General features: G+C 36.9%; 31 protein-coding genes and 2 pseudogenes. 13 read left to right on the forward strand and 20 right to left on the reverse strand.

The window, feature by feature from the left end; translation table 11 throughout:
• Window positions 1–62 precede the first annotated feature (62 nt).
• Window positions 63–1,283, forward strand: a complete 1,221-nt coding sequence (cpcD/petH, locus tag AsFPU1_RS10615) for a bifunctional rod-capping linker CpcD/ferredoxin--NADP reductase PetH (protein ID WP_124970234.1) — start codon at window positions 63–65, stop codon at window positions 1,281–1,283.
• Between the two features lie 170 nt (window positions 1,284–1,453).
• Here cpcD/petH and AsFPU1_RS10620 read toward each other — a convergent pair whose 3' ends face one another.
• The 4 genes from AsFPU1_RS10620 to AsFPU1_RS10635 all read right to left on the reverse strand — a co-directional run bounded on the left by AsFPU1_RS10620 (window position 1,454) and on the right by AsFPU1_RS10635 (window position 4,805).
• Window positions 1,454–2,194, reverse strand: coding sequence for a dienelactone hydrolase family protein (locus tag AsFPU1_RS10620; RefSeq protein ID WP_124970237.1), 741 nt, complete (start codon window positions 2,192–2,194; stop codon window positions 1,454–1,456).
• A 68-nt stretch (window positions 2,195–2,262) separates the two neighbouring features.
• Entirely contained in the window at window positions 2,263–2,832 is a 570-nt protein-coding gene (locus tag AsFPU1_RS10625; RefSeq protein ID WP_124970240.1) for a serine O-acetyltransferase, read from the reverse strand.
• Between the two features lie 53 nt (window positions 2,833–2,885).
• Window positions 2,886–3,884 (reverse strand): glycosyltransferase family 2 protein, encoded by a 999-nt coding sequence (locus tag AsFPU1_RS10630; RefSeq protein ID WP_124970243.1) that lies wholly within the window; start codon window positions 3,882–3,884, stop codon window positions 2,886–2,888.
• A gap of 261 nt (window positions 3,885–4,145) precedes the next feature.
• Window positions 4,146–4,805 (reverse strand): glycosyltransferase family 2 protein, encoded by a 660-nt coding sequence (locus tag AsFPU1_RS10635; protein ID WP_124970246.1) that lies wholly within the window; start codon window positions 4,803–4,805, stop codon window positions 4,146–4,148.
• A 92-nt stretch (window positions 4,806–4,897) separates the two neighbouring features.
• On the opposite strand from AsFPU1_RS10635, the gene AsFPU1_RS10640 reads away from it, so the two are divergent.
• Window positions 4,898–5,290: a DUF3119 family protein gene (locus tag AsFPU1_RS10640; RefSeq protein WP_124970249.1), complete on the forward strand. Its 393-nt coding sequence runs from the start codon at window positions 4,898–4,900 to the stop codon at window positions 5,288–5,290.
• A 135-nt stretch (window positions 5,291–5,425) separates the two neighbouring features.
• Window positions 5,426–5,908, forward strand: coding sequence for a hydrogenase maturation protease (locus tag AsFPU1_RS10645; RefSeq protein WP_124970252.1), 483 nt, complete (start codon window positions 5,426–5,428; stop codon window positions 5,906–5,908).
• Here the strand turns inward: AsFPU1_RS10645 and AsFPU1_RS10650 are convergent.
• Window positions 5,886–7,304, reverse strand: a complete 1,419-nt coding sequence (locus AsFPU1_RS10650; RefSeq protein WP_124970255.1) for a sensor histidine kinase — start codon at window positions 7,302–7,304, stop codon at window positions 5,886–5,888. The genes AsFPU1_RS10645 and AsFPU1_RS10650 overlap by 23 nt on opposite strands.
• Window positions 7,305–7,496: 192 nt before the next feature.
• Here AsFPU1_RS10650 and AsFPU1_RS10655 point away from each other — a divergent pair, with 192 nt between their 5' ends.
• Complete coding sequence (locus tag AsFPU1_RS10655; RefSeq protein WP_124970258.1) at window positions 7,497–7,865, forward strand: hypothetical protein; 369 nt, start codon at window positions 7,497–7,499, stop codon at window positions 7,863–7,865.
• Between the two features lie 117 nt (window positions 7,866–7,982).
• Here AsFPU1_RS10655 and ispE read toward each other — a convergent pair whose 3' ends face one another.
• From ispE to rpmI, 10 genes are all read right to left on the reverse strand, one after another.
• Window positions 7,983–8,924: a 4-(cytidine 5'-diphospho)-2-C-methyl-D-erythritol kinase gene (gene ispE, locus AsFPU1_RS10660; RefSeq protein ID WP_124970261.1), complete on the reverse strand. Its 942-nt coding sequence runs from the start codon at window positions 8,922–8,924 to the stop codon at window positions 7,983–7,985.
• Between the two features lie 70 nt (window positions 8,925–8,994).
• The gene (locus tag AsFPU1_RS10665) at window positions 8,995–9,567 is read right to left on the reverse strand and encodes a Uma2 family endonuclease (protein ID WP_124970264.1); all 573 of its coding nucleotides are present in this window, start codon (window positions 9,565–9,567) and stop codon (window positions 8,995–8,997) included.
• 17 nt (window positions 9,568–9,584) lie between these two features.
• Window positions 9,585–10,133: an NADH-quinone oxidoreductase subunit B family protein gene (locus AsFPU1_RS10670; protein ID WP_124970267.1), complete on the reverse strand. Its 549-nt coding sequence runs from the start codon at window positions 10,131–10,133 to the stop codon at window positions 9,585–9,587.
• A gap of 27 nt (window positions 10,134–10,160) precedes the next feature.
• Entirely contained in the window at window positions 10,161–10,877 is a 717-nt protein-coding gene (hoxU, locus tag AsFPU1_RS10675) for a bidirectional hydrogenase complex protein HoxU (protein WP_124970270.1), read from the reverse strand.
• 190 nt (window positions 10,878–11,067) lie between these two features.
• Window positions 11,068–12,390 (reverse strand): four-carbon acid sugar kinase family protein, encoded by a 1,323-nt coding sequence (locus tag AsFPU1_RS10680; protein WP_124970273.1) that lies wholly within the window; start codon window positions 12,388–12,390, stop codon window positions 11,068–11,070.
• Window positions 12,391–12,809: 419 nt separating this feature from the next.
• Complete coding sequence (locus tag AsFPU1_RS10685) at window positions 12,810–13,493, reverse strand: Uma2 family endonuclease (protein ID WP_124970276.1); 684 nt, start codon at window positions 13,491–13,493, stop codon at window positions 12,810–12,812.
• Window positions 13,494–13,557: 64 nt separating this feature from the next.
• The gene (locus tag AsFPU1_RS22625; RefSeq protein ID WP_172957400.1) at window positions 13,558–13,710 is read right to left on the reverse strand and encodes a hypothetical protein; all 153 of its coding nucleotides are present in this window, start codon (window positions 13,708–13,710) and stop codon (window positions 13,558–13,560) included.
• A gap of 42 nt (window positions 13,711–13,752) precedes the next feature.
• The gene (locus tag AsFPU1_RS10690; RefSeq protein ID WP_124970279.1) at window positions 13,753–14,184 is read right to left on the reverse strand and encodes a DUF29 domain-containing protein; all 432 of its coding nucleotides are present in this window, start codon (window positions 14,182–14,184) and stop codon (window positions 13,753–13,755) included.
• A 172-nt stretch (window positions 14,185–14,356) separates the two neighbouring features.
• The gene (gene rplT / locus AsFPU1_RS10695) at window positions 14,357–14,710 is read right to left on the reverse strand and encodes a 50S ribosomal protein L20 (RefSeq protein WP_124970282.1); all 354 of its coding nucleotides are present in this window, start codon (window positions 14,708–14,710) and stop codon (window positions 14,357–14,359) included.
• A gap of 43 nt (window positions 14,711–14,753) precedes the next feature.
• The gene (gene rpmI / locus AsFPU1_RS10700; protein ID WP_124970285.1) at window positions 14,754–14,954 is read right to left on the reverse strand and encodes a 50S ribosomal protein L35; all 201 of its coding nucleotides are present in this window, start codon (window positions 14,952–14,954) and stop codon (window positions 14,754–14,756) included.
• 70 nt (window positions 14,955–15,024) lie between these two features.
• Between rpmI and AsFPU1_RS23430 the strand changes: the two are divergent.
• The 3 genes and pseudogenes from AsFPU1_RS23430 to AsFPU1_RS10710 all read left to right on the forward strand — a co-directional run.
• Window positions 15,025–15,183: pseudogene (locus AsFPU1_RS23430) on the forward strand (FAD-dependent oxidoreductase); the annotation flags it as partial.
• Between the two features lie 12 nt (window positions 15,184–15,195).
• Window positions 15,196–15,402: pseudogene (locus AsFPU1_RS23435) on the forward strand (FAD-dependent oxidoreductase); the annotation flags it as partial.
• A gap of 233 nt (window positions 15,403–15,635) precedes the next feature.
• Window positions 15,636–16,088: a hypothetical protein gene (locus AsFPU1_RS10710; RefSeq protein WP_124970291.1), complete on the forward strand. Its 453-nt coding sequence runs from the start codon at window positions 15,636–15,638 to the stop codon at window positions 16,086–16,088.
• Window positions 16,089–16,250: 162 nt separating this feature from the next.
• Here AsFPU1_RS10710 and AsFPU1_RS10715 read toward each other — a convergent pair whose 3' ends face one another.
• The 3 genes from AsFPU1_RS10715 to topA all read right to left on the reverse strand — a co-directional run bounded on the left by AsFPU1_RS10715 (window position 16,251) and on the right by topA (window position 20,186).
• Window positions 16,251–16,871, reverse strand: coding sequence for a DUF938 domain-containing protein (locus AsFPU1_RS10715; RefSeq protein ID WP_124970690.1), 621 nt, complete (start codon window positions 16,869–16,871; stop codon window positions 16,251–16,253).
• 22 nt (window positions 16,872–16,893) lie between these two features.
• Entirely contained in the window at window positions 16,894–17,469 is a 576-nt protein-coding gene (locus AsFPU1_RS10720; RefSeq protein WP_124970294.1) for a Uma2 family endonuclease, read from the reverse strand.
• A 71-nt stretch (window positions 17,470–17,540) separates the two neighbouring features.
• On the reverse strand, window positions 17,541–20,186 hold the full coding sequence (topA, locus tag AsFPU1_RS10725; protein ID WP_124970297.1) for a type I DNA topoisomerase: 2,646 nt from the start codon (window positions 20,184–20,186) through the stop codon (window positions 17,541–17,543).
• A gap of 469 nt (window positions 20,187–20,655) precedes the next feature.
• Between topA and AsFPU1_RS10730 the strand changes: the two genes are divergently transcribed.
• The 3 genes from AsFPU1_RS10730 to AsFPU1_RS10740 all read left to right on the forward strand — a co-directional run bounded on the left by AsFPU1_RS10730 (window position 20,656) and on the right by AsFPU1_RS10740 (window position 21,662).
• Window positions 20,656–20,799 carry a CAB/ELIP/HLIP family chlorophyll-binding protein gene (locus AsFPU1_RS10730; RefSeq protein WP_125061105.1) on the forward strand — a complete coding sequence of 48 codons (144 nt, stop codon included), beginning with the start codon at window positions 20,656–20,658 and terminating at the stop codon, window positions 20,797–20,799.
• Window positions 20,800–21,031: 232 nt separating this feature from the next.
• A complete protein-coding gene (gene psaM, locus AsFPU1_RS10735; protein ID WP_124970303.1) occupies window positions 21,032–21,127 on the forward strand; it encodes a photosystem I reaction center subunit XII in 96 nt (31 codons plus the stop codon).
• Window positions 21,128–21,332: 205 nt separating this feature from the next.
• On the forward strand, window positions 21,333–21,662 hold the full coding sequence (locus tag AsFPU1_RS10740; protein ID WP_124970306.1) for a slr1601 family putative cell division protein: 330 nt from the start codon (window positions 21,333–21,335) through the stop codon (window positions 21,660–21,662).
• A gap of 8 nt (window positions 21,663–21,670) precedes the next feature.
• Here the strand turns inward: AsFPU1_RS10740 and AsFPU1_RS10745 are convergent, their stop codons facing one another.
• Complete coding sequence (locus tag AsFPU1_RS10745; RefSeq protein ID WP_124970309.1) at window positions 21,671–22,081, reverse strand: hypothetical protein; 411 nt, start codon at window positions 22,079–22,081, stop codon at window positions 21,671–21,673.
• A gap of 344 nt (window positions 22,082–22,425) precedes the next feature.
• On the opposite strand from AsFPU1_RS10745, the gene AsFPU1_RS10750 reads away from it, so the two are divergent.
• The gene (locus tag AsFPU1_RS10750; RefSeq protein WP_438357495.1) at window positions 22,426–23,496 is read left to right on the forward strand and encodes a peptidylprolyl isomerase; all 1,071 of its coding nucleotides are present in this window, start codon (window positions 22,426–22,428) and stop codon (window positions 23,494–23,496) included.
• Window positions 23,497–23,580: 84 nt separating this feature from the next.
• Here the strand turns inward: AsFPU1_RS10750 and AsFPU1_RS10755 are convergent, their stop codons facing one another.
• Entirely contained in the window at window positions 23,581–24,090 is a 510-nt protein-coding gene (locus tag AsFPU1_RS10755) for a class I SAM-dependent methyltransferase (protein WP_124970315.1), read from the reverse strand.
• Window positions 24,091–24,386: 296 nt separating this feature from the next.
• On the opposite strand from AsFPU1_RS10755, the gene bchI reads away from it, so the two are divergent.
• Both bchI and AsFPU1_RS10765 read left to right on the forward strand, forming a co-directional pair.
• Window positions 24,387–25,463: a magnesium chelatase ATPase subunit I gene (gene bchI, locus AsFPU1_RS10760; protein WP_124970318.1), complete on the forward strand. Its 1,077-nt coding sequence runs from the start codon at window positions 24,387–24,389 to the stop codon at window positions 25,461–25,463.
• A 474-nt stretch (window positions 25,464–25,937) separates the two neighbouring features.
• Window positions 25,938–26,723, forward strand: coding sequence for an ABC transporter ATP-binding protein (locus AsFPU1_RS10765; protein WP_124970321.1), 786 nt, complete (start codon window positions 25,938–25,940; stop codon window positions 26,721–26,723).
• Window positions 26,724–26,729: the final 6 nt, after the last annotated feature.

The following is a 26,729-nucleotide window of genomic DNA, read 5'->3' on the forward strand; positions in this document are numbered from 1 at the left end:
CCCGATGGTAGGCTAAAGAATGCAGTGCTTATAATTAATTTGAGTTAGGAGCTAGATAAACCATGTACAATCCAGGTTTAGCGGCAGCTTTGGCCAACACCACCGAATATGGCAATCGTTTGTTTGTGTATGAAGTGGTGGGGTTAAGTCAGAATACAAAAAATGATAATCTTGACTATCCCATTCGTAACAGTGGCAGTGTGTTTATCACCGTGCCTTATCAACGAATGAATCAGGAAATGCGCCGCATTAATGCTATGGGCGGCCGTATTGTGAGTATCAAACCCTTGAATGCTGACACCCCGTTAAAAGTTACTCCAACACGCCAAAGTCAAGCCGAGGTTAGTCAACCACCAGTAAGCAAAACTCAAGAAGTAAAAACTAAGTCTATGACTGAAACGAAGGTACAAGTACCCGTCAATATTTATCGTCCTAACAACCCTTATATTGGGAAGTGTGTGGAAAATTATCCTCTGGTGGCTGAAGGAGGTTCAGGGATTGTTCAACACCTAACCTTTGATATCTCTGGCGGTGATCTACAATATGTAGAAGGGCAAAGTATAGGTATTATCCCCCCAGGAACGGATGAAAATGGTAAACCCTATAAAGTAAGACTTTATTCGATCGCTTCGACTCGTCATGGCGATATGAAGGATAATAAAACTGTCTCTTTATGTGTTCGTCAACTCGAATATGAACATCCCGAAACCAAGCAAACCGTTTACGGGGTTTGTTCTACTCACTTATGTTTCCTCAAACCAGGGGACGATGTGGCTATTAGTGGCCCTGTGGGTAAAGAAATGTTACTGCCCGATGACGAAGATGCCACTATTATTATGTTGGCTACAGGAACGGGTATTGCTCCTTTCCGTGCTTTCTTATGGCGGATGTTTAAGGAACAACACGAAGATTATAAATTCAAAGGGTTAGCTTGGCTAATTTTTGGAGTTCCTTTTACCGCGAATATTCTCTATAAAGATCATTTAGAGCAGATGGTCGCCGATTATCCGGAAAACTTCCGTCTTACCAATGCTATCAGTCGGGAAGAGAAAAATAAAGACGGTGGACGGATGTATATTCAACATCGGGTCGCTGAACACGCTGAAGAGTTATGGGGAATGCTACAAAATCCTAAAACCCACCTCTATATGTGTGGACTCAAAGGGATGGAAAGTGGTATCGAAGAAGGATTAAGTCCTTTTGCTAAAGAGCAAGGTGTAGAATGGTCTGATTTTGTTAAGACCCTCAAAAAAGAACATCGTTGGCACGTTGAAGTTTACTAAATTGCCAAATTTTTATCAAGGTTTAGGGTGGGTTATGCTCACCCTATTATTTTTAAATTTTTAACTAAATTAATATCCTATTAGAAGATGGAGAAACAGTTCATAATGCTTTCTTTGATAGAAATTTTAAGGAGGAAACACCATGAAAATTCAATATTTATAAGTCCGATTTATTTGGAAAAAATCGATATCAAAAAATCAGTAATTTCTCGCCAAGCTAAATCAGTAGCAACCGGATCAAATCGATAACCATCATCTCTCATAAATGTATGATTAGCTTCATAGGTAACAATTTTATGAGTAATATTAGTCTTTTTAAGTATGTCTATAATTAACGTTCTTCCCTCATCAGGAACATGAGGATCTAAAGTTCCAAAAATCATTAACACTTGACCGTTTATCTCTTGCATTCTGGCTAAACTATCGGCTTTTTCTCGTCCTAATTTACCATTATGAATACCTGTAGGATAAACACAAACTGAACCCATAATTTCAGGGTTAAAGGCAGCACGAAAAGCCAGATGTCCCCCAATACAAAAACCCATAGTTCCTATTTTTCCAGAAGCAACACTGTCATTTTTTGCTAAAAAATCAATAATTGCTTTAGCATCTATATCAAACTCAGATAAAGCTGTTTTTCTAGCAGCTTCGTTACCTTGAATACGTCCTAAATCATCAGGTTCAATTATGGTTCCTATGGGTAGTAACCGATGATAAATTTCAGGGGCTGCAACCACAAATCCATATCCGGCTAAATGATCAACCAGTCTAGTAATAGGACTACCTAACTGATAGATATCAGAGTAAAATAAAATACCTGGACATTGACCATCTTGTTCGGGACTAGCAACATAAACTCTCATGGCATTATCATCCACAAGAATACTGGTATTTTGTCGTTTTATTTGCATAGAATTTAATTATAACTCAAATAATTACACTATTTTCCAGGAAAAAAATATAAAGGTTAAATTTGATTTTAAGTCGATTTTTTTGAGAGAATGCGAGCAGGAATACCGACGACAGTTTGACCTTCGGCAATATCTGATAAAACTACGGCATTAGCTCCAATATTCACATCATCTCCAATTATAACCTTCCCTAAGATTTTAGCACCTGCTCCTATATTAACTCGTTTACCTAGTTTGGGAGCATCCAAAGGACAGTTTAAATATCGATTTCCTAATGTTACTCCCTGACGAATAATACAATCATCACCAATAACAGCATGGCCGTGAATAACAATGCAGCTTTGATGTTCAATAATAACTCGCCGACCTAACTCGACAGTATAGGGTAACTCAATGCCATAAATATTACGAACATAGCGATACAAAAAACGATAAATAATACTAAAGGGAGCGCGCAAAAACTTGGGTTCAATTTTCATTCTCCAAACCCCAAATCGATTAACAGCAACTGCCCGAAATCCTGGTCTTGTCCAGTCTTTTTCATGAGCTATCCAATCTTCCTTCACTTGTTCCCATAAACTTTGGGGGATAATATCAACGGGTTGATTAGTTTTGATTAAGTCGGTTTGTGCTTCCATCTTTTTATCATTGAGTTGACAAAATATCCTGTAAAAGAATTATAAAACAAATACTAGGTTGACTGAGAATTACGTTTTATCCAAACACTATTTTTACAAAAATCACTGAAAAATTCAGGAGGCAAGTTACGAGACTTTCCCTGAAGATTAGCGCGAATTTTCGAGAGAAAAAATCCAATAATTGCGCCTCCATCCGTTAAAGCAGTATAAAGCAAACCATAGTTTTTGAGAAAAAAACGTTGACGAGAATCAAACCAATATTGAGGACGACGTTTTGGTGGAACTTTGGTGTTAGTTACCCCTGAACTTTGTCCGACTAAATGAATCACTCGACTTTCAGGAACATACCAACAATTCCATCCTGCTTGATGCGCTCGTAAACAAAAATCTACCTCTTCAAAATACATAAAATAACCTTCGTCAAGTAGTCCAATAGCTTCAAAAACTTCACGACGAATAATCATACTTGCACCTGCAACCCAGTCTGTTTGACAATCAACAACAGAAACTGGAGGGGCGATTATCCAAGGTTTTAATAACGTTGAGACAATGCCTAAACATAGGGAATTATCAAACTCACTGAAAATAGAATGGAACCGGAAGGCTGAGCATTGAGGTGTTCCATCAGGTTCTTCCAAGCGACTCCCCGCAATGCCAACCTGGGGATTTTTATTCATAAAATCTACTAAGATTTTTATCCCATCTGGATGTACAATCGTATCTGGATTTAGTAATAAGAAATAGGGGGGAGGAGAAGAGGATTCTAAGACAGGACGAATGGCTAGATTATTGCCAAAAGCAAACCCCCCATTCTTGTCTGAAGCAATTAGTGAAACCCAAGAAGACCAAGCTTCATTGTTAATGGCTTCTTGAATTTTTTTCACTGAACCATCTGCTGAATCGTTATCAACAACTACCACTTTCATACTAGGAAGTGATTGGATTTCATTCGTCAGAGATTTTAAGCAATCAATAGTCAAATCTGGTGTTTTGTAGTTGACAATAACTACTAATATTTCAGAAGAATCTGGGACTTTAGTTTGTTCTGGCATCAGTAATCTACCTAAGTTTTTTTACTTAATTAGTGATACTTGCTTACTATGATTATTTAGCAATTTATACTGAAAAAATGTAGTTTAAGTTGCTCATTTTTGGATTGTAACATAGATTAGTAAGAATTGCTTCTATAATTATGGTTTTACAAGACTTATTATGTTAAAATTTTAGTAAAAAATTGATAAATTGCTAAAATGGATAATATCCCTCAACTTGGGCTACTGTGGGCATATTATCCATTAAATGATTTTCCTTAATTATGATTTTATTTTTTCCTTATAAATGCTTTTAGTAAAACTATTTTCTGCTCTCGTATAAACATAGGTTTCTGGCTTTGTAATTCGTTCCGTTTTAAATTTATCTTCAATTCTGTTCCATAAATCCGTATCTTCTCCATAGGGAAGATCTTGAAATCCTTTAATTTGAAAGAAAACATAACGTTTACCAAAAATCGTTGGACACATAACACAATCTCGCAAACTAATTGTTTTATCCTGCTGATAATAGTCAACAATAAAAATTTCTTCTTCTAGTTCAAATCCTCCCGTAATTGCTTCTAATTCTGGATGAGATTCCATATACTCTAATCTTGATTCTAAGTGATTGGATTTATAACTATCGTCACTATCTAAAAATGTGATATAATTTCCAAAACAAGCTTGAATTCCTGCATTTCTGGCATGAGCAAGTCCTCTATTAGTATGACGAAAATAACGAATTCTTTCATTATTTTCTACAAAAGGATTGACTATTTCAAAAGTATTATCCTTACTGCCATCATCAATCACTAATAATTCCCAATTTTTGAAAGTTTGATTGATGACACTTTCAATAGCTTTTTTGAGATAGTTAGCTCGATTATAAGTAATTAAAATAATAGAAATTTCTGGTTTGACATTAAAGTTGATCGGACTCATATTAGATTAACTCTCAAAGTTTTCGATAGAATGTGCTATAATATCATTATATAACGTTTTAGCCCATGTTTAATATCCGTTAGTAGTTTAATATGACCTCAATTAATTCATCTGCTGTCACTCCGAAAACGGTTGAACTCGCCCCCAAATATAATATTCCCTTAGTACTGATTGGCATAGCGATCGCCTTACTTTTTATTCAACCTTGGCTAAGTTTACCCCTAGCATTATTCGGGTTATTTCTGTTAATACAAACAGTAACTATCCGTTTACAGTTTACCCCAACTGCGTTAGATGTTTACCGTTCTAATAAATTACTTCGTCACTTTCCTTATTCAGAGTGGCAAAATTGGGAGATTTTCTGGTATCCGGTACCGATTCTCTTTTATTTTAAAGAAGTTAATAGTATTCATTTTTTACCCATTATCTTTGATGCCAAGACATTAAAAATTTGTTTAGAAGAACACTATCCCTTGGTAAAATAAAAGGGCTATTTTATTCTTTTGAAATGCTCGCAGTTGCAAATATTAATAATTACTCGAATAGACCGCGCAGGCGGGCTTTGTTCCTATAGCCCAACCCTTTAGGGTTAGGCCTTATACCCACCAAAACGATGAGATATGTTAACAATTATTGGTTGTGGTAATTTGAATCGTTGTGATGATGCAGTCGGAGTAATTATTGCTCAAAAATTACAACAATTTTTCAGAGAAAATACCTTATCTAACATTCGTATTTATGACTGTGGAACTGCCGGAATGGAAGTAATGTTTCAAGCGAGGGGTAGTCAAAAATTAATCATTATTGATGCTTGTTCTACGGGATCAGAACCCGGCACTATTTATAAAGTTCCTGGGGAAGAATTAGAAGCTTTACCAGAACCTAGTTATAGTTTACATGATTTTCGTTGGGATCACGCTTTAGCAGCAGGAAAAAAGATATTTCAAGAAGATTTTCCCAAGGATGTAATTGTCTATCTTATTGAAGCAGAAAACTTGGGATTAGGATTAGAAATAAGTCCTAGTTTACAACCAGCAATCACTCAAGTTATTGACTGGATACAGCAAGAAATTAGAGACTTTATCGACATAAAGGAAAACTAACTGTAAAGGTACTGCCTTTTCCTAATTGAGAGGTAACTCCGATGCTTCCTCCCATTCCTTCTACTAAGGTTTTAACAATAGAAAGTCCTAGTCCTGTTCCGCCTGTAGTGCGACTTCTAGCTTCATCAACTCGATAAAATCGCTCAAAAATTCGGACTTGATCAGACAGAGGAATTCCGATTCCATGATCACATATTTCTAAAATTGCTTTCTCTTGAATTTGAACAAGTTTAACCATAATAGGAGACTGTTCACTCGAATATTTAACCCCATTATCAATTAAATTTAATAAGACTTGTTTAAGACGATTACTATCAACTTTAATTATCACTTTATCAGAAGGTAACACAAATTCAATTAAGCGATCGTTATATTGACTTACCATTCCTTTAACTTCATCGAATAATTCATTTAAAATCAAGGGTTCTAGATGAAAGTGCATTCGTCCACTATCAGCCCTAGCTAAGTCTAATAAATCCTGTAATAATTGAATTGTACGGTTAGCTTCTGAAGCGGCAATTTCTAATGCGTCTCGCTGCATATCCGTTAGATTAGTACCTCGTCTCAAAATGCTTTGCAAATAACCTGATACTAGAGTTAAAGGTGTTCTTAATTCATGGGAAACATTACTGACTAATTGACGTTGATGTTCATAATTATCTGCTAAACGAAGTAAAGTTGTTTCTAAAGTTTGTGCTAATTCTTTGACCTCACTGGGAGCATTTTTTAATTCAATTTGTACTTCTCCTAATTTTTCAGGAGAAATATTAGCGGTAAGATGACTAATACGGGCTAAAGGTTGAAGAGAACGCCATATATACCAAGCAATTGCTACTGTCATGCAAATAATAGCAATTAAACTAGCAAAGCTAAGACTACCGATTAAACTGAGAAACATTGTTTGATCATTAGTGATATCTTGGGCAATATAAAATTGTCCTAAATTAACTCCTTTAACCTTTAATTTCGTCGAACATAATAACCAATAACGTCCATTTACTAATTGTAGATTAGGTTGAGAGGAGAGATCTTTAAAAGAGACTAAGATATTTTTTTGAGGGGACATTTTAAGAGATACAGATTGAGCAGAAATTTTACCTTGAGGAGTTTTAACCCACAATAAAGTATAAGTGTTAGTTAAATTATCGATGGCTTTTTGCATTCCTTCTTCTAAAGTCACCATATCACTATAAATTTCTACATCGTGAGGAAAACGGCCTACAATATATTGAGTATTATTTTTATGAGTAATGATTAAAATTTGCTGCATTCGCCAACTAATCCAACTGACTACCCCTGTTAGTCCTAAAATAGAAACAACAGCGATTCCTAGGGTTAATCTCATCTGTAATGAGGTAGGATTTAATATTTTTCCCCAATAATGGATTAGTTTCATGGATTACAGCTAACAGAGAGGATCTACCTTTTCTACTTTCTCAGACTAAAATAAATGTATTGTGATTAACGTCTGAGTTTTTGCTGAAAGAGTTAATAAATTAAATAGACACTTAATAATTTTTTCGGGTTTTTCTAGGAATAAATCGCTAAAATCTTAGTGAGATTTGCTAATTAGTTGGAGATTCGGACAATGACAGAACCATTCAGATTTAGCAGTGGTCAACTAGCTTACAGTGTACAAGAGTTAGTAGGAGTCTGCCAACAGTTCCCCCAAGAAGGAATTACTTACTTAAAACGAGGGGATTTTGAAAAATGGCTGGCTTATATTGGAGAAGGGGAATTATCCCTCAAAACTCAAAAATTGAGACAAAATTCAGTGAATGATACCGCAAAGTTAACTCAGTTTTTAGAGATTTGTCAGGGTAAGCAAGCTGATAAATTATCTTCTACTCAACCCTCTGATATAACCTCTACACCTCCTAACCCTTTAGTCAATGCACTTCAATCTATTTTGAGTTTCTTTACAGGCAAAAAATCTGTCTCCAGCGATTCTAATTAACTCAATTGATTAAATTGAATTATATCATATTTTCGGGAATTAGATTTGTTTTTTTCCCGATTTTTAATATTATTCATTATCAAAGTTTTGTGCCTCTACCCAACCTACAAAAATTGCTTATTCTACTTGAATTCCACTACTTGATAATTGAGTTACCCAAAATTCTAAGTCTGGATCATTAATCATTTCTTTTGCCTGCTTTTTAATGGTTTCTGCTTCTATTTTAGATTCACATAATGTAAACACGGTTGGACCTGATCCTGACATCATGGTTCCCAGTCCCCCTAGTTGTTGTAAAATATCTCTTAACTGAGCAACTTTTGGATATTCTGGTAACACAATCTTTTCTAAATCATTGTGTATTAATTCTCCAATCTTAACCCCATTTTTTTGTGTAATTGCTTGTACAAATGGGCCAGAATGTACCTCCGATGAACGAGATAAAACTTCCCCATGATCCCTAATATAAGTTTCAACAAATTGTTTTTTATAGGTTTGATAGGCCCAAGGAGTAGAAACCGCAATACTGTTATATTTTGCCAAAACTACCCATAAATTATCTAAATCTTGAATAGGGTCTAATTTTTCTCCTCTCCCTGTTGCGATCGCGGTTCCTCCTCCTATACAAAAGGGGACATCTGACCCTAATTTTTCGCCTAAACGTCGTAATGCTGGTAAGGTTAACCCTAGTTCCCACATTAAGTCTAGCCCGACTAAAATAGCTGCCGCATTAGTTGAACCTCCTGCTAACCCTGCTGCAACTGGAATACGTTTATCTAAAGTAATGTCTATTCCCCCATAATTTGCAAAAGCGGTAGGAAATTCTTGTATCATTAATTGGGCGGCCCGATAAGCTAAATTAGTGGCATCTAAGGGAACTTGAGGATGGTCACAATGTAAGCGAATGTGTTGAGTTCCATTAGGTCGAATTTCTAGACGATCAGCTAACTCAATACTTTGAAGAATCATTACTAATTCATGATAACCATCAAGGCGATCGCCAATAATTTCTAAATATAAATTAATTTTAGCAGGGGCAATTAAGGTATAAGGTTTCATAAAGAAAGGAAAAATAATTCTGATTTATTTATACCATTATTTGAGTCAGTTGACCTAATTTTAATCTTTTTTAATCATTTTTTTCAGATTCTAAAACTTTCGTTACTGTTAAAGATAATTCAGGAAAAGTTAAAGAAATAATTGTATCTTGATTAGTGAATTTTTTTTCTTCGTAAAATCCATCTTCTAATTGAAGAATAGAAATAGTATTTTCTAAGGGATCAATAATCCAATATTCAGGAATTCCTAATGCTGCATATTCTGATCTTTTATAACGATAATCTCGTTTAATTGAATCAGGACTAATTACTTCTACAACTAATAAAGGAGGGGTTTCACTAATAGCTGATTTATCCAGATATTCCCTGATTTCTTCTAAGGGAATAATATAAAGATCAGGCAGTCTAGATTTACGCCATCCGGTTCTAATTCCTGCATCTTTAAGACATACCCAAGGCAAGTTAAGCTGTTTAATTTGTTTGTCAAATTCTTGTTCTAAGAACTTAGCAATCAGTAAATGTCTAAAGGTAGGAGGATTCATAATTTCTAGTTTTCCGTTGACCAATTCATAACGATTATCTGGATCATCATTATAGTTACAATATTCTTCAAAAGTGTATAAGCTTTCTTGAGTTTTTAACATTATATTTTACCAATTATTTAACCAAATTTAATCATTTCTCGCCCTTGCATAAGGGGTTTTTCTCCTCTTAAAAGTGTCTCCAGTGTCTGCCGAATTCTAGGAGCATCTGGAGGACATCCCGGAACAAATAAATCTACTGAAATTACTTCATGTACTGGACGAACTTTATCTAATAATTCGGGAACAATTCCAGGTTCATCTGGTAATTGTGGGGTAATATCTCCTAATTCTAAATAAGCTCGTTTTAACACTAAATCTGGTCCTCCCATCATATTTCTCATGGCAGGAACATTAGCAGTTACGGCACAATCTCCAAAGGAAATAACAAATTTTGTATTTTTCCTTACTTGCTGAATTAATTCTAGATTATCTTCATTAGCGATCGCTCCTTCTACTAAACAAATATCTACATCTTTTGGATATTTTTTGATATCTGAACCAACGGGACTATAAACAACTTCAACTTTTTGCGCTAATTCTAATAGCCACTCGTCTAAATCTAAAAAAGACATATGACAACCCGAACAACCCGCTAACCAAACTGTAGCTAATTTAATTTTACGCATAATTTACTCTCTAATTTCTAACTAAAATTATCTTGTCCATTCATGTTTTTCTCTAGCATTAACAATGAATTCTAATTTAGAGCGATCGCGTTCTTTTTCTGCTACTGTAGATCCCTTACGGAAAATAGCTCCTGTGGGACAAGCATCAACACATTTACCGCAAGATGTACAAGCTTCTACTGTCCCCCAAGGTTGATTTAATCCTGATATAATTTTACACTCAGATCCTCGATTTGCCACATCCCAAACATGGGCCCCTTCAATTTCATCACAGACTCTTACACAACGAGTACACAGAATACAACGGTTATGATCAATACCAAACATTGGGTGAGAAACATCAATTTCTCGCTTAGGAAACTGATAAGGAAAACGAGAATGATCCATACCTACAGCAATGGCCATATCTTGTAATTCACAGTTATTATTAGCCACACAAACAGCACAAAAATGGTTTCCTTCTGCAAAGAAAAGTTCAATTGTCATGCGACGATATTCTTGCAGTTTTAGTGTGTTAGTCTGCACCACCATTTCTTCTGCAACTTGGGTAACACAAGCAGGAAATAATTTATTTGATCCTTCTATTTCTACTAAACAAAGACGACAAGCTGCTGCTTCAGAAACCCCATCTAAATGACATAAGGTAGGAATAAAAATTCCGGCTTCTTTCGTAGCATCAAGAATGGTACTTCCTTCTTCAATGGCTATGTTTTGATTATCAATGATTAGGGTTCTAACAGTCATATTTTTAATCCCTCAATAAAGCTCATATTTGCTTAAGATTAAATCTGTTTCTAAATGAATTATAGTCTAACGTTTACTCAATTAACTGAACTTCATCACAAATTGTAAAATAGGGATTAATCTTTCTTAAATAAAGATTAATTGTTCATAATTTATGATAGGGAAATATCAAAATTGCAGAAAACTTTAATTAAACAGATTTTTTCAACCTAGAATAAACTGTAGTTAACCCTTGAACATTACCCACATTTCCAGGAAATAAAATTACAGGTAAATTAGGAAATAAAGGATGATCTTTTTCGGTGCTTATCATTGAACATCCGGCTAAAACTTGACCTAATAAACGTGCCGATCGCAAATTTAAACCCGTACTTAAAACATCATTAGAAGTGATTCCACCCTTACTAATTAAAAATCCCATATCAGAGGGTAAACCTTGCACAATGTCCATTAATAAAGCAGAAACCGCAATACCAAAATCCAACCTTTGTTGTACGGTATCAAAGGTTAATTCTTCTCGACTGGTATAAACTACAGGAGTTTTATCTGTTTGATAAACTGTGTTAACTCGGTTTAATATATCTTCTAATAACTTATCCTTCTGATTAGGATTATCTCGTAATTTTTTAACATCAACTTCTATTCCAACTACCTCAGATTGTTGTAATAAATCTTCTAATTGTTGAGTAGTTTTCTTAACATGAGATCCTACAATAACCACACCAGGATTAGCAGTAGGCTTATATTTTGCCATTTCTTCTGCCCCAATAGGTTGGAGGCCAAGTTGTGCTAAAGATGTTAAAATACTAGCAGCACTGCGAAATAAAAATCGTTTTCCTGATGCAGCAGCTTTTAATAAATCTTCAGCAAATTTATCTAAATCTTCTTGAACTTCTCCGTCAACAACTGCACATTGATTATCCTTTAATTGCAGCAATCTTTCTAAACTTCCTTGACGGATATCAGTTAATAAAAATCTCTCTACTTCAGTCGCTTTTATACGTCCGTTTGTCTTTTCTTCGACATAATCAGGCAGATAACTATAGTGATAACCAAAAACCGAATCTTGAGCAAATTCTGTTTGATGAACCGGGGTTAACTTACCCTCTATTTTTAAATAATGAACACTCTCAAGAGTTTGTCTTCCCCCTTCAAAAAAAGCAGGAATCAAAAAATGAGCATCAAAACCTCCTAACTCCTCAGCAATGACATCTGTTTCGATGGGATAATGACCTCTAAGAGTCGAATCAGAACGACTAACAATAACAAAATCTGTGATATTTTCTGCCGCGATCGCTAATTTAAGATTATGACAAACTTCTCTAGTGATTTGGCTGGCATTTTCAGGGGTTAATGCTCTAGTATTAGTGAGAATAAAGACAATAGGAACCTCATCCCTTAAACCTAATCTGAGGGTGTCTACATCCCATTGCATCAATAATAAACAACTGTGAACGGTTTGGGAACCCGTCGGATCATCATCTAAGACAATAATTTTCGGTTGCTGATTCATCTTTTTGCTTCCAATACCATCGTTATCATTGTCCCATGATTTGTCCCTAAGTTGCTACCCTTTTAACCTGTGTTCGGTGTTAGGAGTTCGGAGGTCGTCGTGGATGATTTTTTCAACGAGAGAATAAGGCTTATATACTCCTTTTTTTGTCAGTTGTCCACCTGATTTATTATGTAATATTATTTAGATATCTAGATTGAGTTTATGGCTCTACCGGACTTACTATGCTAAACTAATTATTAATAACAGACCTTATGTCTGATCCTATAAAAACTAAGTCCGACGAGCGCGGACTAAACGATAGGTTGCGTAGGCAACCTTGGTTTGTATAGCTTAACTCTTTAGAGTTAAAGTCTATATTTGTAATAATTTAGCATAACTTGTCCGGTAGAGCCGAGTTTATTTTACCCTTAAATTAACTAGATTTCATCAGGATTAATTCCTAATTCCCTTAACTTGTCCCTTAATTTGGACGACTTTTCCCTTTCTTTGAACACTGCTTCTTCAGGAGTGGGAACTAGTTGACCATCGGCAGTAAAATACCGTAATTGTTGATTATAAATCCCTAAATATAACCCCAATTGCTGACTCCATAACCATCCTTGTTCATTGGGTTCAATGGGTTGATAGGTTCCTGCTATTAAACTAAACCCTTGAAACTCCAAAGTAACAGGATCAAACCAAAAATAATTAGGTGTGCGGAAGATATCTTGATAGGTTTCTTTTTTCTCTTCTCGGTCTATTTTTGCGGTACTTTCTGAGAGAATTTCCACAATAACATTGGGATATTTTCCTCCTTCTTGCCAAACTACCCAACTTTTACGAGTTTGATCTCTAGTTGTTCCTAAAACCACAAAAAAATCAGGTACTCGAAAAAATTCTGATTTCTTCTGGTTGGGACTATAGTAAATGGTTAAATTACCTGTGGCAAAATAGTCATCTCTATCTTGCCATACCCATTCTAAACATTGAATTAACAGTAAAATTTGCCTGAGATGTAAGTTACTTTCCAAGGGAGGTTCATCACTCCAAAATTCACCTTGAGGAAAGATTACCTCATTTTGGGGTATTTGGGTAGTCTCAATCGTTGAAGAAGAAGTCATAAGACTATTTTTAAGTTAATTTATTTTTCTATTATAGCCCAAACCAGATAAAAGGCAAAAATTATCATAAACTAGACAATGTTTTACAAGCTAAAATTGCCCAAGAATAACTAATAAGTCCGTTAATTAACTCTACTTGGTGATTATGTAAAATACCAGATTCTACTATTTTATGATAGTCTTTAACTGAAAATTTGGCGGTTGTTACTGTCACCATATTTTTAACCTATATTCAGGGTTTAAGATATTATTAATATTATTAATATTTCTCTTCTACCGGAAACCAATCCGATTGGATTTGTTCAGAGGAATAGGGACAGTGATCAGAAAATTGCCAGTCAGAAATTCCGGTTTCATTAGCAGCATCTGCCCTAGCATCCTGATAAACTTTTGATAAGTCCTCCCAATATCGTTTTAAACTGGGGGTATCCCTCAGATATCGCTTAAGATGATTTCGTTCTCTTTTGATGGTTATTTCCCAAGACTTAGAGCGTTTTTCGGGTTGATATTCCCATTTTAATAAATGTTGAATAATTAAGCGAATAGACGATAAAAATCTATCCCGTTCTCGTTTACTCAAGTCTTCAATCTCTTCTAATACATTGACCCAATCTACTTCTGTATAGCGTTGTTCTTTAATTAGTGATATTTGTTGTTCAACCCATTTTATAATGTCAGTTTCATAGAGCATTTTTTGTCAACTAAACTATTATTATATTATTTCTATGGGATTGTCATTAAGGACAATAATTTTAGGTTTTTGATTCATATTTTTGCTTCAAATACTACCCTGATCATTGTCCCCTGACTTGTCAACAAGCGTTTCTTTTATGATTAGAATCGCTTGTTTTTCCCTAGATTAATCATTTAGCTGAAATGGCAACTTCAATGACTTTGGCAAATGTTTCAGGTTCAAGTATTGCTAACTGAGCTAACATTTTGCGGTTAAGCTCAATATTGGCTTCCTTTAGTTTACAAATGAGTTTACTATAACTCAAGCCGTGCATTCTGGCCGCCGCATTAATACGGGTAATCCAAAGACGACGAAAATCTCCTTTACGTTTACGGCGATCGCGGTAAGCATTGCGTAATGCTTTCATCACCTGTTGATTAGCAGTACGGAAAAGTCTAGAGTGGGAACCTCTAAAACCTTTGGCTAATTTCAGAATTTTTTTGCGACGTTTACGAGCAACGTTACCCCGTTTTACCCTGGTCATAGTGACTCTCTAAATGATAGTGTTTAGTGGATTGTGTGCTTGTCTATAGATAAGGAAGCATCAGACGAACATTTTCTTCATCTCGTTCGTGAACTAAGGCTAAATGAGACAAACGACGATGTTTACGTTCAGCACTTTTATGGTTTAATAAGTGGTTTTTGTAGGCTTTTCGTCGTAAAATCTTTCCGCTTCCTGTGGCGCGAAAACGCTTTGCTGCTGCCTTTCGAGTCTTCAGTTTGGGCATGAACTTTTATGAAATTAGACACAATTTCTTATTATAGCACTAAATCTTAATATTAGAAAAGTACAAAAATATGCCTGCCCCAATTATCTATGACTGTATCGTCGTCGGTGCTGGACTGGCTGGACTCATCGCAGCCCGTAATTTATCTCGGTCGGGTCACAATGTTCTGGTCGTCGAAGCACAAGAACGTTTCGGAGGTAGGATGTACGGTCAGTACTTACCATCAGGACAGTGGATCGACTCTGCCGTCCTCTGTGATTTAGCAATTTATTTCGGTGATCAAGCTTTGTCTCCTTCTACTTATGAGGAGGCTGACTGGCCGGGCGAACCTTGGGTTGGAGGGGGATACGCTGCCTTTATGCCGCCAGGTGTATGGACAAGCTTCGGTGAGACACTCACAGCCCCAGTAGGAAGGATTTACTGGGCAGGTACAGAGATGGCTGATCGTTAGCCTGGATTTTTTGAGGGTGCAGTGCGCACAGGGGAGGCTACGGCTGAGGCGATCGCCGAACAATTGATAATTGACAATGGATAATAGACAATGGACAATTCATAATTCATAATTCATAATTCATAATTCATAATTCATAATTCATAATTCATAATTCATAATTCATAATTCATAATTCATAATTCATAATTCATAATTCATAATTCATAATTCATAATTCATAATTCATAATGAAAATAATCTCTTATACTATCGCAGCATTATTAACTACGTTACCAGTTAATGTGGCAACTCAAGCAATAGCGAAAGATCCTCCTGCTGCAACATATCAACCTGGATTTTGGCAACCTATTGCACGATTTAATACTAAAAAACCCGTAGAAATTAAACTGATTAATAACACAACAATTCCCTTAGAGTATGATCTAACAGGGGTAGAAATAATTACTCCTGAAACTCTTGCTCCAGGGAATACATCAACTTTAAAAAACTTCGGTGATAGTGCTTATATTGTTGTTTATTACCAAACACCTGTTGATGTTGATAATCCCTTTACTCTTAAATTTAATGTTAATGTTAGTGATAATAATGTCGTAACTGTCACCATTGAAAAAGCTGAACCGAGTTTCTTTGGACATCGTGCGATTAATTTACAACAAAATGGGGCAATTTATTTCTATTAAGAGTTAATTTGTTGATTCTACCGAACTTGTTATGTTAAATCAACGCCTACATACAGACCTTATGTCTGATACTATAGGAACGAAGCCTCCTTTCGGGAGGCTAAATTAAACCCGCGTAGGCGGGTTTTGTCTTTATAGCTTAACCCTTCAGGTTTTAAGAGCTTATAACTTTTGTTTTTGAAATATTACTGATAAATTATTAGCAGGCATAGACACAATTTCCTGTAACTTTAATCCTTCTTGTTCTGCAACTTTGATGACATCTTCTAGGTTACGAACCCCCCATTGAGGATTTTGACTTTGTAAGGATTCATCAAAAGAAAGATTGCTAGGGGCGGTATGTTTTCCCCCTTGTTTGTAGGGGCCATATAAATATAAAATGCCCCCAGTTGATAAGATACGTTTTGCTCCTGCCATCAGTCCTAAACAAGCTGACCAAGGGGCAATATGAATCATATTAATATTAACAATAGCATCAATTTTGATAGCTTGTTTTTCTACTTCCCAGATAGAATCTTCTGCATTAATATTGAGGGGAGAATGTAAATTATCTGAGGGGCTATCATTGCGCCAAGCTTCGATACTTTCCCCTGCTATGGGATTAGGATCAGAAGGTATCCAATGACGAAGACTTAACGCAGGAGCAAAAAAGATAGCGTGTTCTCCTGTTCCGCTAGACACTTCTAAAATGTTACCTTGGGGTGGCAAAATACGCAATAAAACCTCTAAAATTGGTTCGCGGTTGCGTTGAGTAGCAGGAGAATATTGTCGGTTATCATTAATCATAGTTTTTCTTACACTTATTTTATTTTACTGAATCAAAAACCTGTCCAATAGTTAAAGTTAATTCTTTAAATTGTGGAGATATAATTTTATCATTACCTGAAAAATTACCTACCTCAGTATAACTATTTTTTGTCAATTCTAACACTAATAAACGTTGAATTTCAGGATCAATAATCCAATATTCAGGAATTTGACAATCTTGATATTGTATCCGCTTAGCAACATAATCTCGATCCCGTTGTAATTCTCCAGGACTAACAATTTCAATAACTAATAAAGGAGGAGGCATAAACAGACGAATTGTATTACGTTTTTCTAACATTTTAATATGTTCTTCCCTAATAATTGTCAGGTCAGGATAACGATTTCTTGGTTCGCCTCGCACTTCTAATTCTAACCCATGACTCCTCACCCGATCACTTCCTATGAGTAAAGCAAAAATCAAGAAAATTCGATTAGCAATTTGAACATTAATTCCTGATTCTGGAGGCATTTCTATCAATTCTCCATTAAATAATTCATAGATCTTATCTGTGCCATCATCATAAGAAATATAATCTTCAAATGTTTGAAATTGATGTTTAAGTTCTAACATAATTAGCCATATTAATTAAACAAAAAACTTTGTAGGGTGGGCATTGCCCACCTTACATTTAATATACTCCTCTACTCTTTCGTTTTACTTGTAGTTTTAGCTTTTGTTGTCCGTTTAGTTGTCTTAGTAGTTGTCTTAGTAGTTGTCGTAGACTTACGAGTAGTTTTCTTTTTCGTAGTCGCTTTTTCGGCTAATAAAGGTAACGCCTTTTCTAACGTCATAGTCTCTATGGTTTCCCCTTCCGATAGTCCAGCATTAACCTTTCCATGCTTAATATAAATACCATAAGGCCCCTCATAAATATTCACAGGTTCTTGATCATCAGGATGAACCCCTAACTCTTTTAATGGTTTCTTAGTTCCTCTAGAACCCCCTCCCCGTTTCGGTTGGGCTAATAATTCTAAGGCCCTTTCTAACGTAATACTCAAAACATCATCCTCTGCTTTCAAAGAACGATAGTCTTTACCATCCTTTCCTTGATCATGCACCACATAAGGGCCAAACCGTCCCAAACTGGCCTTAACCTTAGCCCCCGTTTCAGGATGATTTCCTAATAAACGAGGTAACGCTAATAAACCTACAGCCATCTCTAAGGTAACATCTTCAGGTTTAACCCCTTTGGGTAAAGAGGCCCGTTTTGGCTTTTGATTTTCTTCGGTTGCTTCCCCTAACTGTACATAAGGGCCATAACTCCCAATTAAAATAAAAATCGTCTCTCCACTTTCAGGATGTACCGCCAACTTCTGCGGCCCTTCCGTTTTCTGACGTAATAAGGTCGCCACCTGTTCAGGAGTAAGATCACAAGGAGTCAAGTCGGTGGGAATAGAAGCAGTAATGACTTCTTCCCCTTGTTTAACCTCTAAATAGGGACCAAACTTGCCAATTTTAACCAGGGCATCCAAATTCTCTAAATTAACCGCTTTAGCTACCCCAGGATCAATTTGATCAACTCTGACTTTTACCTGAGTATCTAAACCGTTTTCCCCTAAATAAAACTTTTCTAAATAGGGTATCCATTTGGCCTCCCCTGTGGCTATTTCATCAAGGGTTTGTTCCATTTTTGAGGTAAATTTCATATCTACCAAGTCAGGAAAATGTTGTTCTAATAAACTCACCACCGCAAAGGCCGTAAACGTCGGAACTAACGCCTTACTACGCATTTGGGCATAACCGCGATCGATAATTGTCCCAATAATACTAGCATAGGTACTAGGACGACCCACCCCTTCACTTTCAAGGGTTTTGACTAAAGAAGCTTCCGTAAAACGTGCTGGGGGTTGGGTTTCATGACCTAACGCATCAATTTGTTTACAATCAGGATGATCCCCTTTTTTTAATGGGGGTAAAATCACTTGTTGGTTATCAATAGCCGCATCAGGATCATCTGAACCCTCCACATAAGCCCGGAAAAACCCCGGAAAATCAATCCGTTTGCCATAAGAACGAAATCCTGCGTCTTCTACCTGTAAATTAACCACTAATTCGGTTAATTGGGCATTAGCCATCTGAGAAGCCACTGTACGCTTCCAAATGAGGTCATAGAGGGCTAATTCTTGGGCTGATAGTCCCGTCTCTTGAGGGGTACGGAATTGACTACCAGCAGGACGAATAGCTTCATGGGCCTCTTGGGCCCCTTTACTTTTGGTCGTATATTGACGAGGTTGAGGACTCAAATACTCTTTACCGTACTTTTGTTCGACACAATTTCTCGCTGCTGTGATCGCTTCATCGGATAAATGTACGGAATCTGTCCGCATATAGGTAATATACCCTTCTTCGTAGAGTTTCTGGGCAATTCGCATTGTATCCCTTGCCGAGATGCCTAATTTACGGTTAGATTCTTGTTGTAACGTAGACGTAGTAAAGGGAGGAGAAGGCTTACGGGTAGTAGGTTTTTCTTCCGTATTCGTCACCGTCCAAGGTTTCCCAGTTAACCGTTTTTTGAGGGCGTTGGCTTCTGTTTCATTAAGCAGCACTACATCCCGTCCTTTGGCAATTTTACCCGTTTTAGGGTCAAAATCGCTACCTGTAGCAATTTTTTTCTCTTTTAGGCTGACTAACTTAGCGTCAAAGGGACTTTTGTCTTTTTCTAATAAGGCTTTTAAATCCCAATATCCCCCCGATAAGAAGGCCCGACGTTCCCGTTCTCGTTGTACTAATAAGCGAACGGCCACAGATTGAACTCGTCCGGCAGAGAGACCCCAAGCAATTTTTTTCCAGAGTAAGGGAGAGAGAGTATAACCGTACAAACGGTCTAAAATACGGCGAGTTTCCTGCGCATGGACTAAATTGACATCAATATCCCGACAATTTTTTAACGCCTTTTGGATGGCCTCTCTTGTAATTTCATGAAATACCATCCGTTTGATAGGCACTTTGGGCTGTAAGACTTCCAGCAAATGCCAACTGATGCTTTCTCCTTCCCTATCTTCGTCTGTGGCTAAGATCAGTTCATCTACACCCTTTAAGGCAGATTTTAGGACTTGAACTACCTTTTTTTTGCCTTTAGGAACCACATAAATCGGTTCAAAGTCGTTTTTGACGTTGACTCCTAAATTGGCCCAGTCTTTATCTTTGTAAAATGGGGGAATTTCTTCCGCAGAAGCAGGAAGATCTCGCACATGACCCATTGATGCCTCAACATGGTATCCTTGGGGCAAATAGTTCCTAATGGTGCGGGCTTTTGTGGGTGATTCAACGATAACGAGGGTTGACATAGGAGTTTAGACGAATCAAGCGAATATATAGCACAAATCAGCAGTTTGAAGTTCCTTCGGCGCGATCGCATCGGAAGTCAGTAGGGGGGGTTTTTGACAACAATTTATGATTCAACACAAATATCTTGGATAAACTGGCCCTTTTACAGGGCAGGTGGCTGTCAACAATAGAAATATCTGTCCTTTTCTTGACTTTAACCAATAAGCAGTTTAAATGCACAACACCTTAACAACAAATCCAGAAAACCTGGGTAGTTAAATACTTCTTTTAAGTAACTTAACATAAGGACTTTAACTCAGATGGTTAATTTAAGGGGAATTTAGGCAATTCCCTGGAGCAACTCATTTTGTAACACATTGTTACAATTAATTTAATTGTAAAGAAATATTGCAAAGTCAGCAAAGTTTAGTTACAATTGATATCAAGTCATTGACTTAAACGCAATTATCTAATACGGAGACACGACTCATGGATAACCAAAATGCTAAATTCGGCTTTACTTCCTTTGCGGAAAACTGGAATGGTCGTTTAGCCATGTTAGGCTTTGTAGTGGGAATTGCTACCGAGTTACTCACCGGAAAAGGCATCCTATCTCAATTAGGCTTAATGTAATAAAAAAAGGGTGAATAACAAAGTTACTCCCCTCAGTTCGATGTTCATCGTAATTTTAATATACTCAGAGCAAATTATAGCTGTTCTCAGCTAAATTGAGGTGGGCGATCGCTCACCTTTTTTTTGGGGACAATCCTTATGTTAAATCTTTGTAACAAGATATTTCACAAAATGTCAGTTATAGAGGAAAGTAAGTAATTAAATCTGTCAACTTTTAAGGAGTTAATGACTCATGGCTATATCTGATACTCAAGTTCTCGTTGCCTTAGTAATTGCGTTAGTTCCTGGAATTCTCGCTTTTCGTCTATCAACGGAACTTTATAAATAGAGTTTTCGTTTAATAAAACAGATTGCTACTCATCAGGGGCGGTAAGAACTGAATATAGGCGTTGCCTTTTTATCTATTATTACTAACCCGATGAGTAGTTCTCTTCGCCAAAAGTCAAAAAAACTTGATAAACAAGATTTTATTTGACTTATCCCTAATTAGTTTGGGGTAAACTTGGCCATAGTTATCTAACCAGATTAAGCTTATGTCTAAGACTCCTCGTACTCGTCCACGTCGTCAACTCCAGCATCGAGAACATCAATGGATAGCCACAGAAATCACCATTAAATTAGCGGTTAATGGCCTATTATCAATGATAGCCATTGTCACCTTAATCAAACTTTTACCCTATCAGTTTTCTCAACAACAAAAATTACGAGAAGTTGCGGTAGAAGTGCAAGAAACTGAGAAGCGAGTTAACGAATTAAGAGATAATTTTAGCCGTAATTTTGATCCTCATCAAATTAAAAAGGTGATGGAAGAACAGAGTCCCCGTGTTGAACCGAATCAAAGGCGTATTTTTTGGTTAAATTAAAGCTTTTTCTAAGATTGTCTAATTTTATTCAGATAGACTGTCCATTTAGCTGCTAGAGGAATTTCTGTAAAAGGAATTTTAATAGGGGAAGAATCTGTGAGCAAGCTAAATTCTAATACGGGTAATCCTTTATTGGGTAAAGCGTTTAAATCCACTGGATTATCATTAACCAAGAGACGAATATTAGCGACATCGGCTAAGGAAAATGAAGGTAAATCAGTAGGAATTAAACGGCTTGGTTTACCCCAAGTAATTTGCTTTTCGTTTATCCCAATAATGGCATAAATATCATATTTAGCTTGCTCAAATTGTTCGGCCCATTGACGATAAGCTTCTAATTTTTGATATTCGTTCCAACCACTCCAGGTTAACCAGCAGAAGAAAAATAGTAAAGGTAGCCATAAAAGACCGCGTTCCATGAGATTCTAATTATTATTTATTTAACCTAGTTCTATCTATATCATTCTACATCAAATTAAAGATAAGATTTTATTAGATTGCGTAGGTCTTCTTTGTTTATTTTGTAGGGGTCAACGGCCGTTGACCCCTGCCCTTTAGAGTGAAAGTCTACTATTGATGATTATCACTTATTACTTAATACTTATTACTTGTGAATGCCCCTCAAATTATGGTAAATAGGACATAGTAGCCTCATTGTCGTTTAACCCAAACTTAAGGATTTATGAAACTCATAAAAGAATTTTGGTCCCCTATCCTCAAAGGGTTAGGACGTTTATGGAAAACCAGCATTGTCACTTTGCTCATGGTAGCCCTTTCTCTGAGTCTATGTGGCAGGCCGGCGAATGCTTTTCCGGTTCAACCAATGTTAATTAGCGTTTTAGCGCAAGGAAATGCCATTACTGATCCTTATGCTATTTTACGCTATGCTTTACCCATTGATAACGAACCAATTCGCAAAATTCAAAGTGCGATCGAAGATATTTCTAATTATCTGAGGGGTAAACGTTGGCCTCCCATTGTCAAAGATGTCAAAACGGCCTCATTTCTCTTAACATTACGCAGTGATAAAATTCTTGAGGATGTACCTGAAACTAATAAACCTCAAGCGCAAACTATTCTCGAAAAGCTTAAAACAGAAGTAGTCCAACTGCAAGAAGCTGCTGATAAAAAAGACAAGGAACAAGTTCAGCAAATACGAGAAAGTTTACTTAGCAAAATTACTGATCTTGAAGAATTAATGGTAGTAGGATTTCCTTTTGAGGTTCCTGCTGAATATGCTAATTTACCTCAACTGAAAGGTCGGGCAATAGTCGAGGTTGAAACAACCAAAGGAACCCTAACTTTAGTGGTAGATGGTTATAGTGCGCCTGTGAATGCGGGAAACTTTGTTGACCTAGTAAAACGGGGTTTTTATGATAATTTACCCTTCAGTCGTTCTGGGGATGATTTTGTTGTACAAACGGGAGATCCAATAGGGCCAGAAGAAGGATTTATTGATCCTGAAACTAAGGAATATCGGGCTATTCCTTTAGAAATTTTAGTCAAGGGAGAAGATGCTCCTATTTATGGTGCTACTTTAGAAGATATGGGTATTTATTTACCTGATTTGGCTTTACCTTTTAATGCTTATGGGGCAGTCGCTTTAGCCCGTCCTAGTCTTGATCCGAATGGGGGATCTTCTCAATTTTTCTTCTTTAAGTTTGATAATGAATTAACACCTCCTGGATTTAATTTGATGGATGGTCGTTATGCTGTTTTTGGCTATGTCATTGATGGCAAAGAAGTATTAGGAGAAATCAACGAGAAGGACAAAATTATCTCAGCTAAGGTGATTGATGGTTTGGATAATTTGGTAGAACCTTCAGCTAGTTAAATTATTCAGCAAATTAGAGTTTAGAGGCACGATTATTAGTCGTGTCTCTTTATATGGTTCTACTTAATCTTTTTAATCTTTTTTTTATTTAGAACAAAAATAAATATCGTGATCTTTTCGTAACCCATATTTATGAACCATTTTACTATCTAAATCCTTGACAAAAGTATCCACTTTAACCTTAAATCCAGCTTGCTCTAATCTGTCTTTATAATCTCGTCCATAAAGTCTTACATGATCCCTTTGTCCAAAGACACGTTCTCGTTCTTCAGGAGAAGTAATAGTTGGATCTTCTAAGGTCTTTTCTATGTTAGGATTTAGGGGAACTTGTAAGATAGCCCAACCATCAGATTTAAGAACTCTCTGCAATTCTTTCATGGCTTTTTGATCATCAGGAATATGTTCTAAAACATGACTACATACAATTACATCAAAAGTATTATCACTATATTGAATATTTGTGATATCTATTTTTTCCATGGCCCATTTAGCTTCAAGATCCGCACTTAAATAAATTAAATTATCCAAAGCTTTTAATTTATTTTGTAACCATTTTTCGGGAGCAAGTAGTAATTCTATTTTCAAATAAATCAAATATAATTCTACCTCCTTCCTCTACTTGTGTCAACTATGGTGATGATTTTTATCTCGCGCAAAGAATCGACGCAAAGAATAGTTGTTTGAGCCTCTGATTCAGCAACGCCCAATAAAGAAAAAATTTGCCAAAAAAAATATACATTTGTGGATGTTACTATTTGATATTTAAGTTTACTTTTGTCTTTTGAGTTAACTTCTGCAAGAAAATGTTGTATACTATGGGACAATGGGAAAGATTGACCTTGCAACCGATCGCATAGAAAATTTAATAGAGAACGATCCTAATAACCCAGATGACTGCAACCTTACAAGCACCTCCTAAAACCCGTCGCGTTGTTTTCCCTTTTACTGCTATAGTTGGCCAAGAAGAAATGAAATTGGCCCTACTCCTCAACGTCATTGACCCTAAAATTGGGGGTGTCATGATTATGGGCGATCGCGGAACCGGAAAATCTACCACCATCCGCGCTTTAGCTGACTTACTTCCCGAAATTGAAGTCATAGCTAACGATCCCTTCAATTCTCACCCCACTGACCCCGACATGATGAGCGATACCGCACGTCAACAATTAGAAGACGGTATTCCCTTCCAAATCGGTCATAAAAAGGTCATTATGGTAGATCTTCCCCTCGGCGCAACAGAAGATCGAGTTTGTGGTACCATTGATATAGAAAAAGCTCTCTCAGAAGGAGTAAAAGCCTTTGAACCGGGTTTGTTAGCTAAAGCGAATCGCGGTATTCTCTATGTAGACGAGGTTAACCTACTCGATGACCACTTGGTCGATGTGCTGCTCGACTCGGCTGCTAGTGGTTGGAATACCGTCGAAAGAGAAGGTATTTCTATTCGTCACCCGGCCCGGTTTGTCTTAGTCGGTTCAGGAAACCCCGAAGAAGGAGAATTACGCCCCCAACTGCTCGATCGCTTTGGTATGCACGCCGAAATTCATACGGTTAAAGAACCAGCCCTAAGAGTCCAAATTGTGGAACAACGCTCAGAATTTGACAGTTATCCGCAAAAATTCTGTGAAAATTATCAATCTCAACAAGATGAACTACAAGATAGCTTAGTCAGAGCGCAAAATCTACTCCCATCAGTTAACATTGACTATGACCTACGGGTAAAAATCTCAGAAGTTTGCTCAGAATTAGATGTAGACGGGTTACGAGGTGATATTGTTACCAACCGTGCAGCTAAAGCTTTAGCCGCGTTTGAAGGACGTACAGAGGTAACTGTAGACGATATTCGGCGGACAATGGTGTTATGTTTGCGTCACCGACTCCGCAAAGATCCCCTAGAAACCATTGATTCTGGGTATAAAGTTGCAAAAGCCTTTAATCGGGTATTTGGACTAGAAACCCCCGAAAATTAAGCACAAAATCGGGTAATCGGGACTTAGTAGGGGCTTAATACATTCATTGGTGTCAACTTAGTCCAAAACGCCGACAGGCTAAAGCCTGTGGCTATACCAACAAAGTCCGCCTTCGCGGACTGGCTCTCCCGACATCTTGGTATAAAATGTATAATCAGCTACAATACTTAAGATGGTGGGTTACGACGCGCCTTAAAAGTTATGAGTTTTTCATCAAAATCATAGCCGCGTCTAACCCACCCTACAAATTATAAGTTTTACTTATCACCACAGGTAGGGGAGAGTCGTTATAAAGACAAAACTCGCCTACGTGGGTTTAATTTAGCCTCCCTTGGGGAGGCTTCGTTCCTATAGTATCAGACATAAGGTCTGTGATGTAGACGATAACAAGTTCGGTGGAATCACTTTTTCAAGTAAAACTGACTATCATAAAAGAGGAAATTTAGCTGATTTTTCATCCCGAACAACCAACCAATGGTAAAAGAACCATTAATCGAACTCAGAGGCGTTTCTAAAGCGTTTGGTGGTCATGTTATCCTCGATGGTATTGACCTGACTATTTATCGAGGGGAGGCCTTAGTTGTTATTGGCCCATCAGGCACGGGTAAATCAACGATTTTACGCCTAATGGCCGGATTACTGCCTCTCGATGCCGGAGAAATTTATATTAAAGGAAAACGTCGCAAAGGCATTATTGAAGATGGGAATCAACCCATGCGTATCGCTCTGGTTTTCCAACAAGCAGCCCTGTTTGATTCTCTCACAGTCGATGAAAATGTGGGTTTTTTCCTCTACGAACATTCTAAACTTCCTCGCGCTAAAATTCGGGAGTTAGTAAACGCTAAATTAGGCATGGTGGGGTTACAAGGAATGAGCGATCGCTATCCTTCTCAACTGTCCGGGGGAATGCGAAAACGAGTCAGTTTTGCCCGCGCTTTAATTGCAGACCCCGAAAAACCCGAAGATGACCCGGAAATCGTTCTCTATGACGAACCTACTGCCGGATTAGACCCCATTTCTTCTACGGTTATTGAAGACTTAGTACGTCGTCTGCAAAGGGCCTCTGGTGGTTGTGATACTTATGTGATGGTATCTCATCAAGATAGTACCATTCGTCGCACGGCTGATCGGGTGATTTTTTTGTATGGGGGTAAAATTCAATGGGAAGGAACGGTTCACGATATTGATACTACTCCTAACCCTATCGTTCGTCAGTTTTTTACTGCTAGTGTTGAGGGGCCCATTCGAGTTATCGATTAAGCTATA

Source organism: Aphanothece sacrum FPU1 (assembly GCF_003864295.1).
Classification (GTDB): Bacteria; Cyanobacteriota; Cyanobacteriia; order Cyanobacteriales; family Microcystaceae; genus Aphanothece_B; species Aphanothece_B sacrum.